Annotated in this window: 11 protein-coding genes; 4 read left to right on the forward strand and 7 right to left on the reverse strand. The window is 47.3% G+C overall.

The features are described 5' to 3' along the window. Positions 1-133 precede the first annotated feature (133 nt). Positions 134-1,105: a porphobilinogen synthase gene (gene hemB, locus EIP89_RS06960; protein WP_124397952.1), complete on the reverse strand. Its 972-nt coding sequence runs from the start codon at positions 1,103-1,105 to the stop codon at positions 134-136. Positions 1,106-1,343: 238 nt separating this feature from the next. Between hemB and EIP89_RS06965 the strand changes: the two genes are divergently transcribed. Next, the gene (locus EIP89_RS06965) at positions 1,344-2,483 is read left to right on the forward strand and encodes an outer membrane beta-barrel protein (protein WP_124397953.1); all 1,140 of its coding nucleotides are present in this window, start codon (positions 1,344-1,346) and stop codon (positions 2,481-2,483) included. A gap of 32 nt (positions 2,484-2,515) precedes the next feature. Further along, positions 2,516-3,160: a hypothetical protein gene (locus EIP89_RS06970; RefSeq protein ID WP_124397954.1), complete on the forward strand. Its 645-nt coding sequence runs from the start codon at positions 2,516-2,518 to the stop codon at positions 3,158-3,160. A 2-nt stretch (positions 3,161-3,162) separates the two neighbouring features. On the opposite strand, the gene EIP89_RS06975 is transcribed toward EIP89_RS06970, so the two are convergent. After that, complete coding sequence (locus EIP89_RS06975) at positions 3,163-4,212, reverse strand: DUF1972 domain-containing protein (RefSeq protein ID WP_124397955.1); 1,050 nt, start codon at positions 4,210-4,212, stop codon at positions 3,163-3,165. A gap of 3 nt (positions 4,213-4,215) precedes the next feature. After that, the gene (locus EIP89_RS06980; protein WP_124397956.1) at positions 4,216-6,237 is read right to left on the reverse strand and encodes a dipeptidyl-peptidase 3 family protein; all 2,022 of its coding nucleotides are present in this window, start codon (positions 6,235-6,237) and stop codon (positions 4,216-4,218) included. Between the two features lie 337 nt (positions 6,238-6,574). On the opposite strand from EIP89_RS06980, the gene EIP89_RS06985 reads away from it, so the two are divergent. Next, positions 6,575-7,570, forward strand: coding sequence for a polyprenyl synthetase family protein (locus EIP89_RS06985; RefSeq protein WP_371851063.1), 996 nt, complete (start codon positions 6,575-6,577; stop codon positions 7,568-7,570). Positions 7,571-7,588: 18 nt separating this feature from the next. Beyond that, a complete protein-coding gene (locus EIP89_RS06990; protein WP_124397957.1) occupies positions 7,589-8,191 on the forward strand; it encodes a riboflavin synthase in 603 nt (200 codons plus the stop codon). Positions 8,192-8,226: 35 nt separating this feature from the next. Here the strand turns inward: EIP89_RS06990 and accC are convergent, their stop codons facing one another. The 4 genes from accC to EIP89_RS07010 form a co-directional block, all read right to left on the reverse strand. Then, on the reverse strand, positions 8,227-9,564 hold the full coding sequence (gene accC, locus EIP89_RS06995; protein WP_124397958.1) for an acetyl-CoA carboxylase biotin carboxylase subunit: 1,338 nt from the start codon (positions 9,562-9,564) through the stop codon (positions 8,227-8,229). 41 nt (positions 9,565-9,605) lie between these two features. After that, positions 9,606-10,100: an acetyl-CoA carboxylase biotin carboxyl carrier protein gene (accB, locus tag EIP89_RS07000; RefSeq protein ID WP_124397959.1), complete on the reverse strand. Its 495-nt coding sequence runs from the start codon at positions 10,098-10,100 to the stop codon at positions 9,606-9,608. A 42-nt stretch (positions 10,101-10,142) separates the two neighbouring features. Further along, positions 10,143-11,168: a beta-ketoacyl-ACP synthase III gene (locus EIP89_RS07005; protein WP_124397960.1), complete on the reverse strand. Its 1,026-nt coding sequence runs from the start codon at positions 11,166-11,168 to the stop codon at positions 10,143-10,145. A gap of 161 nt (positions 11,169-11,329) precedes the next feature. After that, on the reverse strand, positions 11,330-11,866 hold the full coding sequence (locus EIP89_RS07010) for a fasciclin domain-containing protein (RefSeq protein WP_124397961.1): 537 nt from the start codon (positions 11,864-11,866) through the stop codon (positions 11,330-11,332). Between the last annotated feature and the right edge of the window lie 45 nt (positions 11,867-11,911).

Genomic DNA, 11,911 nt, shown 5'->3' on the forward strand with positions numbered 1-11,911 from the left:
CTCACCCCCCTGCCCCTTCTCTAAATCCGTTGGATTTAAAAATGGGGATTTTGACAAATTCATTGAAAAGCGCTGAAAAGGTTATCGTTTTAGTAAAAGTTAAAGTACAAATCTTTAACCCTTAACCCTACCCCTAAATCCACTCCATAATCTCCGGAGCGAAGTAGCTGGCGATGAGGTCGGCGCCGGCGCGCTTGATGGCAAGGGTAGCCTCAAGCACAGCAGAGCGATAGTCGAGCCATCCATTGGCCGCAGCAGCTTTGATCATGCTGTATTCCCCGCTTACGTGGTAGGCAGCCACAGGTAGGGTTACTGCTTCTTTTACCTCGCGGATGATGTCGAGGTAGTGAATGGCAGGTTTTACCATTACGATGTCGGCCCCCTCGGCCACGTCGTCCAAAACTTCGCGAATGGCTTCGATGCGGTTGGCAGGGTTCATCTGGTAGGTCTTTTTGTCGCCAAACCCGGGAGCGCTGTCCAATGCATCGCGGAAGGGTCCGTAAAAACAAGAAGCATACTTAGCCGAATAGGCAAGTATGCCGGTTTTTGTATGGCCGGCCAGCTCCAATTCTTCGCGTATAGCACCTATGCGACCGTCCATCATGTCGCTTGGAGCTACGAAATCAGCTCCGGCCTCAGCGTGCGAGACAGCCATCTGTGCCAGCACTTCTACCGTGGCGTCGTTCACAATCTCACCATCCTGCACAATGCCGTCGTGTCCGTAGCTGCTGTATGGGTCCAATGCAACGTCGGTCATTACGACCAACTCGGGAACAGCACTCTTGATAGCGCGGATACTGCGCTGCATTAGCCCGTCAGGGTTCAGAGCTTCACGGCCGGTATTGTCTTTCAGCTCGTCCGGACATTTGATGAAGAGCAATACCGAACGCAGGCCCTTTTGATAGTATTCTTTGGCCTTTTCTACGGTAAGATCGAGGGTGTATCGGTAGTATCCGGGCATGGAGGGGATTTCTTCCTTTTGGTTCTCCCCTTCGATGATAAACATGGGTACTATGAAGTCGGCAGGTCTAAGCACAGTCTCCTCCACCATGGTGCGGATGGCAGCGCTACGGCGAAGGGTGCGGTTACGGCGTTGAAGAATCATTGGTGATAAAACATTTATCGCAACAAAAGTGAAACACAAAACAATACAAATGGTCTAATAAATCGAAATAAAACAAGAGTAAAGAGTGTCGATTTAGTCTATTCTTTAACATTTTCTGAATCAAAAAGTTAATACAAAATAAAAAAATGTAAGACTATTCGTTGTATTTATTTTTCCTTTATTTTTAAAAACCAAAATTCGCTTCTTTCACAATTCAACTTTCAAAATCCTCAAAGTTGTGGTTAAATGGTTGATTGTTTTTGTTCTAACACTATTATTTCGCCAGACCGGCCTTGCACAGCAAGGCTGGTTTGTAGGCATAGGAGCTGAGCCAAGACATACCTGGCTCTACAACAAACATGACTACATGTATAACGTCACAAAGGAAGATATTATCGATATAATTTATAATCTATATTCTAATCATGAAAACTACAGTACAGGTTTTTACTTTCATTACATAAGACCCGTAAATAAAGATTTTTTAATACCCGAAGGATTCCAGTTTAATCTCCACGGGGGATATGCCTTTAATGACTACTTCCGTATATCTCTTGGAGTAGGGTATGAATCCTTTTACATGCATTATGAAAGAAGTGGTTATACAGTACTTGCTGATTCAGAAGGCGATGATTCAATCAAATTTTTATTTTATAAAATTGGTTGGCCACAAAGTAGAGCTGAAACCCTGCGCGAACGATTGCATTACCTTTCTGTTCCCCTTCAGTTTCAGTATCAATTTGGCACTTCCAATGTTAAACCCTTTGTCGAAGTAGGAGCAATATTTCGATGGTTGGCCAACTATTCTTTAAGATATTCAAAAGATAATATTGACCCATATTTATTGTCAAGTCTTTATATAAATTTAGATGTTGGAGATGTATATATTGATAAATTGGAAGTTACTAAAAGCAGATTTGATCTAGAAGGTACTTTTTATCAAAATTATACTGGCAATTTAGTTGGCCCAGTTCGTTCAAAAGGTCGCTATGAAAACATTTTTTACAATGTGCTAAATGTAGCACTCAACCTTGGTCTGGGAGTAAACATCGCAATAAACAATCAATGGCAGGCCAGCGTGGGTTTATTTGGCTCGTATTCTCCTCTATCCGTAGAAAAGAAATACAGAGAAGATGTTCGACCTCCGTCTAAGATATTGACCAGCGAACTTTTTCCTGACGGAACTTTTCTTGTGGAATATCCCTTTTGGTTTATTTATCCCGGAATTAATCAACGGCAGAAACTTTATGGGTCAGCTGATTTTTATCCCGACTTATTGAATCGAAATGGCTATACTCCTTACGAGGAGCGGGGTCGTACTGTGCCCATATCCCTTGGTTTTCAGATTGGACTGAGGTGGTTTTTTGAAGAGTGGTAAATTTTTATGTCTAACAATTAAAATTCTAAAACATGAAAAAGTTTATTTTTCTTTTCACAGCAGCAATCCTCACCCTCTCTTGCAGTCAAGAGCGTGAGACGACCATTACCGGTCAAGTACGTATAGCAGGCACCGAAAAGGCCATCGAGCATACCCCTGTCACCATGGTAATCTATGAACGAATACCAGGGTCAGGGCCTCAATCGGTCTTTAACGTTAGGGCAATCGCGGAAGCTACCTCTGATGCTAATGCCAATTTTACCATTACCGCAAGACTACGTCGCGACGGAGAATACTTTCTTGGATTGGACCCGGAGCGGTCAGCTGAACTCGTCGATTTAATTGCACCCACATTAGGCGATGCCACATTGCCCGAGCGTCGTATTACTAAAATTGGAGGTACCGTACGCATGAATTATTACCTTTATGGACATGGTTGGGCAAGAATACGATTTATTAATGACAACTTTAGACCCGGAGATTGGATCTGGTTGATATTTCAAGGTCAGCATGCCGCAGTTGGGTCGGAAGACCAAACTCATCTCTTTAAAGGAATTGGGAATCATTACAATTCAATTGGAATGCAGATAAATCTTCAGGGAACTTATACCATTCGAACTGAGAGGGTGTTTGTGCCCTACAACGATACAGTATATCATGAAATACGATGGCCTTGATTTCAATTCCGTAAAATCTCCTCAAACCTCCGATAAACCTCAGCCCACCGATGCTCGGACAGAAGTGAGACGACAGACTCGGTAGGTGGAGACTCTGTAAGTAAGTTGGCCAGCGTCAGGCTACTGTCAAAAGTTTTTAAACCATAGCACTCCGCTACATACAGATTGTACGGATTGGCATGCACCAATATGCGCCGGTGATGGGTCAGGGCTTGAATAAGCGAAGGATTGGTGCCCCCGGCCTTGTGACCGTGCAGGTAATACCGGCAGTGCCTGCGCAACCATAGAGCTTTTGGCTTGTCAAAGATTCCTCCCAAAAACACGATACCTTCGGTTTTTCCATATTTCCGGAAAATTCTCCGCCCATACCGCGTGCTAAGGCTACCGGCTAAGGCGAGATGATGAGGCAGTCGTGCCCCCAGCCAGCCTTCGATGAGCATTTCGATCTGATTCTCAGGCTCCATGCGGGCCATTATCAGGTCAAATGTCTTGCCATTCAGAGGCTCTACAGGCTCCTCAGGCAACAGGTCGTCTTCGCCATAGGCGATGTAGGCGATGGATTTTGTCGGGTATTGCCGGCTCAGATAGTCGCCAATGACGGGATGATCGGCGATCAACACATCCGCATGTCGCACAGCGATGTGTTCGCTCCGGCGCAAAAAGGCCTTTACTGCTCGGCTGTACTTGTCGCGCTGCCATTCCATGCCGTCCATGTGCTGAAGGATGCGGGCTGACGTTGGCAGCAGAAACGACCAGACGGCCGAACTCGTATAGCCCAGCAGCAGCACCACATCGGCCTTCCACCGGCGCACCTGAAGTATTGACAGAAGGTCATACACGAATTGACCAGCAGTGCCAATGGGCGGGTCATAAGCTCTGAGCAGCTCGACCTTACCCCACTTCCTGGCTTTGTACGGATGCCGTGAAGATTGGCAAACCGCCACCTGATGGCCAGCTACTGCCAGGTGCGCAGACAGCTTTTCGGCCAACCACTCAAAGCCGCCGTAAGCATTTGGGATGCCTCTGCTGCCGACGATGGCGATGCGCGCCATGCTTTAGTTGATCAGGGGCAAAAAGCTGTACCGACGGCCATAGTCGAGCATCTGCTGCTTGAAGGAGGTCGGATACTCCACCCGTATATCGATGATCTGCCCGTCTTTTTCCACCGGCACCAATTCCGGATTTACAAAGCCGGCATAGGGCGGGATTTTAAGAGCTTCCGTCCTGCGCAGCACCTCTGCATGGATGTCAGCATCCACCTTTACCCCGTATCCTTCCACGAGCTTGCGCGCAGCCTCATAATCGGCTTCGCTTTTGATGCGCTGTACCTCGCGCAGCAGTTGGCCGAAGAGCGTACGGAGCTTGTCGTAGTCGTTTATGATGAAATAGGTCTTGCCGTTCACCACTTTTTTCTCAATCACGTTATCGGGCTTACCCCTTTCATATACCCACTGAGCCACAAGCTGGCGGTTGCGCATGTGGTCTTCCTCGAGTTGTTCGCCCGGTTTCAGCCGGCGCAGCTGCAGCATCAGCCCATTGCGGATGTAGCTGTCGTACTCGGCTTTACCCACTTCGTCGCTCTCTACAAGGCCGAGCTTTTGCAAATGAGGATCAGCGATGTAGTAGAGCGCCACCAAGTCGGCTCGGGCTTCTTCTATGGTAGAGTAGTATTTCGACAGCCGCTCTTTGGCATTGGTCACGCCCTCTTTGAGCTTGCCTGAGGCATGGCCGATTACTTCGTGCAGGGCCGTGTGCAATTTCGAGGCTACTCCACCGTATTTCAAAGCGCGCTCCAGCTCAGCGGTGGTGAAGCAAAATTCTTCCAATATCGGGCGTGAACCGGCCTTGTCGTACGCATCTTCGATATTTCCTAAGCTCACTGACTTCGAACCGTAGCGCACTCGTATCCAGTCGGCATTCGGCAGATTTACGCCGATGGGCGTCGCCGGCGAGGCATCACCGGCTTCTCCGGCCACATTCACCACTCGGTACGAAATGCCCACCACATTTTCCTTTTTGTACTCAGGCTGTATGGGTGAGTTCTTCTCAAACCAGCCGGCATTTTCAGCCAGCACACGCATGCGCCGGCTCGCTTCGAAGTCGTCGATCTGCACAATGGTTTCGTAGTTGGCCTTGTAGCCGATGGGGTCATTATACACCTCGATAAAGGAATTGATGTAGTCGATCACCCCTTCGGTAGCCTGCACCCAGGCAATGTTGTAGGCATCCCACGTGCGCAGGTCGCCGGTTTTATAGTATTCTATTAGCAGCTTCAATGCATCAGCTTGTTTCTGATTTTCTGCTACTTCCACTGCTTTCTCCAGCCAATACACGATACGCTCAATGGCCGGGCCGTACATGCCGCCCACTTTCCACACTTTTTCGGCCAACGTTCCATCCGACAGGCGCACCAGCTTGCTGTTCAGGCCGTAAGAAATCGGCGTAGAGTCGTCCGGCTTGCGCATGGCATTGTAAAAAGCTTCTGCCTCAGCCGTCGTAATGCCGGGGTCATAGAAGTTCACTGCACTCTCCAGCACCGGGTCGCTGCCCTCGTCGCGCACCACCTTGCGGGCCTCGATGGTCGGATTAAACACAAACTCCATCACTTCCGCCGGCAGCGACTGCCCGGTCTTCTTCAGAAGTACTTCAAAGTACTCCCGACTGAAGCGCGGCTCAAACTTTTGGTGTGAATAGTGGTGATGCGCCCCGTTGGCAAACCAGAAGCGCTTCACATATTCCTCGAAGGCCTCCCATTCCGGGCCCGACTCTCGCCCATCCAGCTCCGTCATAATCTTGTCGAAGCAGTTGCGCAGCGTGAGGTTGTAGCGGTGATTTTGGTCGTAGATGATGTCGCGCCCCGAGAGACCCGTCTGCACCAGATAATACACAAGTAGCTTTAGCTTCAGCGTAAGGCTATCAAAATCAGGTATCTGATAGCGCAATATGCGAATGTCGGCAAAGCGCTCCAGCTCCCACTGAAAGTCGTCAGTCATCGTATCAGCAGATTTGTCAGATTTACATTGCATCAGTTGTACGGCAATGGCCACAGCCATCGCCCGTTGCAAAAATCGCTTCATGGCCCATTGGTTTTACATGCGAAGGTAACCCCGCCTGTCGAGTTGCTTTTGAAAAATCAAACTTTAAATAAAAACTAAAACTTAAACTTCTTTTTATGTCTCACTGTGAGTTTGGAGGGATATTAGTTCATAAGGGTTTCAATAACTTGATTGAAATTGATAATTTTAATCTGACTAATCCTTTTAAATTTTTCAAAAAACTCCTTTCGGGGAATTTCGGGAAAGCATATAAAAATCCAAAAACACCATTAAAATCTTCCGATCCTTCGGTTCATTATTAACAAAATCGACTACCTCACAGTTATTGCTTTACATCAGTAATATTGCAACCTATACATTGAGTGATTCTGTACGTGTGAAAATAGCTCTCGACGACATCAAAAGACCCGTGGCCAAAGAATTGGAACTGTTTGAAGAAAAGTTTCGACAGGCCATGAAGTCAAGGGTACCCTTGCTCGACAGAATCACCTATTATATCATACGTCGTAAAGGCAAACAACTTCGCCCGATTCTTGTCTTTCTGAGCTCAGAATATTTTGGCGGTATTACAGAACAGACCTACAGAGGGGCTGCCTTGATTGAACTGATGCACACGGCCACGCTCGTTCACGACGACGTGGTGGACGATGCCTACTACCGTCGCGGATTTTTTTCCATCAATGCCCTTTGGAAAAACAAAATTGCCGTACTCATTGGCGACTATCTCTTATCTAAGGTCTTGCTTCTGGCCGTTGAGCATAGCGATTTTGAGATGCTTCGACTTGTATCTACGGCCGTAAAAGAAATGAGCGAAGGCGAACTTCTCCAGATCGAAAAAGCCCGCCGGCTCGACATTGACGAATCCGTCTATTACGAAATAATCCGCCAAAAGACGGCCTCTTTGATAGCCGCCTGCTGCGCCATAGGCGCCTATGCCGGCGGGGCCAACAACACGCAAATAGAGCACTTTACCCGCTTCGGCGAATACCTCGGCATGGCCTTTCAGATCAAAGACGACCTCTTTGACCTCGACCCCGAAAGCAATACTGGTAAGCCTTCAGGCATCGACATCAAAGAGCGCAAAATGACCCTTCCCCTCATTTATGCACTCAGCAACGCCGGCTGGCTCGAAAAGCGCGAAATCACTTACCTCGTTAAAAACAAAAACAACGATCCTAAGGCCGTAAAAAAGGTCATTGACTTCATTCTCAACAGCGGAGGTGTAGAATACGCTAAACAAAAGATGAACGAATACCACGACAAAGCCCTGAAAGTGCTCGAAGAAGTAAAAACGGAACACTCCGACCAATTTCTCCGCAACCTCGCATTGTACGTGCTCCAACGCTCACATTGATCAAACTTAACGCACAATATGTTTACCGGAATCGTTGAAACACTCGGCACCATCACACACATTGAGCACCAAGGCACCAACATCCACTTCACCGTACAGTCTAACATCAGTTCTTTCCTCAAAATAGATCAAAGCGTAGCTCACGATGGGGTGTGCCTTACAGTTACGGAGTTACCAGAACCCGGTTTGCACAAAGTCACTGCCATAGACGAAACACTGCGAAAAACCGCTCTAAAAAACTGGAAAATAGGCACCAAGGTCAATCTGGAGCGAGCTATGGCAGCCGGGGCGCGCCTCGACGGTCACTTGGTACAAGGACATGTGGATACTACTGCCATACTTGAACACTTCGAAGACGTTCAAGGCTCGTGGAATCTACACTTTCGTCATCCGGTAGCACCCGAATTTATCACTGTACCCAAGGGCTCTATTTGCGTAAATGGCATCAGCCTCACCGTTGTAAACGCACAAGACGACGGCTTCTCCGTATCTATCATCCCCTACACCTGGGAACACACCAATCTGCAATATCTCCGCCCTGGAGACCCAGTAAACCTGGAATTCGACATCTTAGGTAAGTACATTGCCAAGCTCTTTGAGCGCTACAAATCAATGAAATAAAAAAACCGGCCAAATAAGCCGGTTTTTTTATGCTTCTATTTCAGTTTAAAGTTCTCGAGAAACTTCGTTGTGTAATTACCACTCACGTAGTCAGGATGCTCCATGAGTTGGCGATGGAAGGGGATTGTCGTTTGAATGCCCTCGATCACGAATTCATCTAAAGCGCGCTTCATTTTATCGATGGCTTCTTCCCGTGTTTGGGCAGTAGTGATGAGTTTGGCAATCATACTGTCGTAGTGCGGAGGTATCACATAGCCTGCATACACATGAGTATCGAGGCGCACGCCATGCCCGCCCGGGGCATGAAAGGTAGTAATGCGTCCGGGACTTGGTCTGAAGTCGTTGTATGGATCTTCGGCATTTATACGGCACTCGATCGAGTGCAGTTTCGGATAGTAGTTTTTCCCTGAAATGGGGATTCCGTAGGCTACTTTTATTTGTTCGCGTATTAAGTCGTAATCGATTACCTGTTCGGTAATGGGGTGCTCTACCTGAATACGAGTGTTCATTTCCATGAAGTAGAAATTTCTGTGCTTATCTACCAGAAATTCTACAGTACCAGCACCCTCGTATTTGATGTATTCAGCAGCGCGTACAGCAGCTGCACCCATGGCTTCGCGAAGCTCAGGGGTCATAAAAGGCGAAGGCGTCTCTTCGGTAAGCTTTTGGTGACGACGCTGAATAGAGCAGTCGCGCTCCGAAAGGTGGCACGCCTTACCGGTGGAGTCGCCCACGATTTGAATTTCGATGTGGCGCGGCTCTTCGATGAGCTTTTCCATGTACATGCCATCGTTGCCGAAGGCAGCTAAGGCCTCTTGACGTGCAGTTTCCCAGGCTTTTTTGAGTTCCTCTTCGCTGTACACGGCGCGCATGCCACGGCCTCCACCGCCGGCTGTAGCTTTCATCATCACTGGGTAACCAATTTCGCGCGCCACAGCTATAGCGTGGTCGAGCGATTCGAGCAATCCGTCGCTGCCGGGTATGGTAGGTACACCGGCTGCTTTCATGGTGGCTTTTGCAGTGGCTTTGTCGCCCATTTTTTCAATCATCTCGGGCGAAGCACCGATAAACTTGATTCCGTGCTCGGCGCAGATTTTTGAAAACTTAGCGTTTTCGCTCAAAAATCCATATCCAGGGTGAATGGCGTCCGCATTGGTAATTTCTGCTGCAGCGATGATTCGCGGGATATTCAAATACGATTCTTTACTGGGTGGGGGGCCAATACACACGGCTTCATCGGCAAAGCGCACGTGCAGGCTATCCTTATCAGCTGTGGAATAAACTGCTACAGTCTTGATGCCCATCTCTTTACACGTGCGGATGATGCGCATAGCTATCTCACCCCTATTGGCGATCAGTATTTTTTTAAACATAGGAAGATGTTTAATTACAGTCCGTTAGACGAAAAAACCACTTAGAGTGGCTCTACCAAAAACAGCGGCTGATCGTATTCTACCGGTTTTTGGTCATCGACGAGCACTTTTACAATTCGCCCATTTACCTCTGACTCTATTTCGTTAAAGAGCTTCATGGCCTCGATGATGCACACAACCTGTCCTTTTTTGATCTCGCTACCTACTTCTACAAAGGGGGGTTTATCAGGTGCCGGACGTCGATAGAAGGTACCGATCATGGGCGATTTGATGGTAATGTATTTCGACTCATCTACGGCTGGAGCTGCAGGTTTAGCAGGCTCAGCAGCAGCAGCAGGGGCCGAAGGCACTGCGGGTACCTCTACCACTTGATGTACTGGAGCTGTATGTGCTACCACAGGCACTGATTCTACCGGATAGGGAACGCCCGAATGGGTTTTTATTGTAATCTTAAAGTCTTCCGTTTCCAGGCTTACTTCTGAAGCACCTGATCTGGCTACAAACTTTATCAGGTTTTGAATTTCCTTCAAATCCATAGGACGCGTTGTTTAAGAGTTAGGTATGTGATTTCTGATTTGTTATTCTTCAAAAGGTTTACCTTTCAAACTGCCATCGTAGGCCCATTTTACGTACACAGCTCCCCAAGTGAATCCACCGCCAAAGGCTGCCATAATTAGGTTATCGCCTTTCTTGAGCTTGCTTTCATAGTCCCACAGCAGCAGGGGAATTGTTCCATTGGTAGTGTTTCCATAGCGGTGAATGTTGAGCATCACTTTCGAATCGTCGAGATTCATTCGGCGAGCGGTGGCATCGATGATCCGTTTATTGGCTTGATGCGGTACGAGCCAAGCTACATCGTCAGGCGATAGGTTGTTGCGCTCCATGATTTGAGCTGCTACCTCGGCCATATTGGTAACGGCAAATTTGAAAACTGCTTGGCCTTCTTGGTGCACATAGTGTTCGCGATTTTCTACCGTGCTTTTGGTAGGCGGGTACAAACTTCCGCCAGCTTTAATGTAAAGAAATTCGCGCCCTACCCCATCGCTGCGCAGTATGTGATCCAGCACCCCATATCTCTCTGTGTCGGGCTCCAGTAATACAGCACCGCAACCATCGCCAAAAATTACACACGTAGTGCGGTCGGTGTAATCGATGATCGACGACATTTTATCGCCACCTACAAGCAGTACTTTCTTATAGCGACCGGTTTCGATAAATTGAGCAGCGGTGGCCAAGCCGTACAAAAATCCGGAACAAGCCGCTTGAAGGTCAAAACCAAAGGCATTTGTTGCTCCGATTTCGCTGCACAGATAGGCCGCAGTAGAAGCCACCGGCATATCAGGTGTAGTAGTGCTTACGATCACTAAGTCGATTTCCTTGCCTTCAATACCTCTTTTATCGAGGCATTCTTTAATGGCTTTTTTGGCCATGTACGATACTCCGAGCCCTTCACCCTGCAGTATTCTGCGTTCTTTAATACCGGTTCGGGTAGTGATCCACTCATCAGAGGTATCTACCATGGTTTCCAGTATTTCATTGGTTAGCCTGAATTCAGGCACATATCCACCTACGGAAGTGATGGCCGCTGTGATGTGGCGATCCATAATACGATGTAGTCAAATAAATTTTGAAGGTGCAAATGAACGAAATTCGATTTACACGGATACAATAATTTATTTGCATGCATAATATTTCTGCAATTTGAAAACAAAAAAAGGCAGCCGACTAACATGGCTGCCTTTGTGCGTTTAAGCAAAATTTTCTTTTAAAGTGGTGGTAAAATAACCTTATCAATCACGTGAATTACCCCATTTGAGGCCACAATGTCAGCTTGAACCACATTTGCTACGCGGTTGTTTGCATCAGTAATGCTCACACCTCCTTCAGTATTTACAGTAAATGTGGCAGTATTAAGAGTTGTAACGACCTGTCCGTTCGAAAGTGCATTGCTCCGGATTGATCCGGCTACTACGTGATAGGTCAATACAGCCTCGAGCACAGGAGCTGGAATGTCATTCAGCGAATTGATATTCAGTTCAGTAAGCAACTCTTGAAAGGCTGCATTGGTAGGGGCAAATACGGTAAACGGACCTTCTCCGCTCAAAACGTCTGCGTAATTCACACTTAAATCAGCGCGTGTAAGTGCCTGAACCAGAACGCTAAAATCCGGATTTGACTGGGCAATCTGCACAATGTTTGGAGTAGGTTCTTCATTTTGCGGATTGTCGTCTTTTTTACAACTTACTGCCATTAACGAAATGGCCATAACCCATGTAAACACATGCATTATTCCTCTTTTCATAGCTCTTAGATTTAGAATTTCAACTTATTAAGACATTTTAAATAC

The organism is Thermaurantimonas aggregans, assembly GCF_003851885.1.
Classification (GTDB): domain Bacteria; phylum Bacteroidota; class Bacteroidia; order Flavobacteriales; family Schleiferiaceae; genus Thermaurantimonas; species Thermaurantimonas aggregans.

Excerpts from the sequence above, each read along its gene's own strand:
- EIP89_RS07010 (WP_124397961.1), bottom strand. The coding sequence starts at position 11,866 with ATGAAAAGAGGAATAATGCATGTGTTTACATGGGTTATGGCCATTTCG.
- hemB (WP_124397952.1), bottom strand. The coding sequence starts at position 1,105 with ATGATTCTTCAACGCCGTAACCGCACCCTTCGCCGTAGCGCTGCCATC.
- accC (WP_124397958.1), bottom strand. The coding sequence starts at position 9,564 with ATGTTTAAAAAAATACTGATCGCCAATAGGGGTGAGATAGCTATGCGC.
- EIP89_RS06990 (WP_124397957.1), top strand. The coding sequence starts at position 7,589 with ATGTTTACCGGAATCGTTGAAACACTCGGCACCATCACACACATTGAG.
- EIP89_RS07005 (WP_124397960.1), bottom strand. The coding sequence starts at position 11,168 with ATGGATCGCCACATCACAGCGGCCATCACTTCCGTAGGTGGATATGTG.
- EIP89_RS06980 (WP_124397956.1), bottom strand. The coding sequence starts at position 6,237 with ATGAAGCGATTTTTGCAACGGGCGATGGCTGTGGCCATTGCCGTACAA.
- EIP89_RS06970 (WP_124397954.1), top strand. The coding sequence starts at position 2,516 with ATGAAAAAGTTTATTTTTCTTTTCACAGCAGCAATCCTCACCCTCTCT.
- EIP89_RS06975 (WP_124397955.1), bottom strand. The coding sequence starts at position 4,212 with ATGGCGCGCATCGCCATCGTCGGCAGCAGAGGCATCCCAAATGCTTAC.
- accB (WP_124397959.1), bottom strand. The coding sequence starts at position 10,100 with ATGGATTTGAAGGAAATTCAAAACCTGATAAAGTTTGTAGCCAGATCA.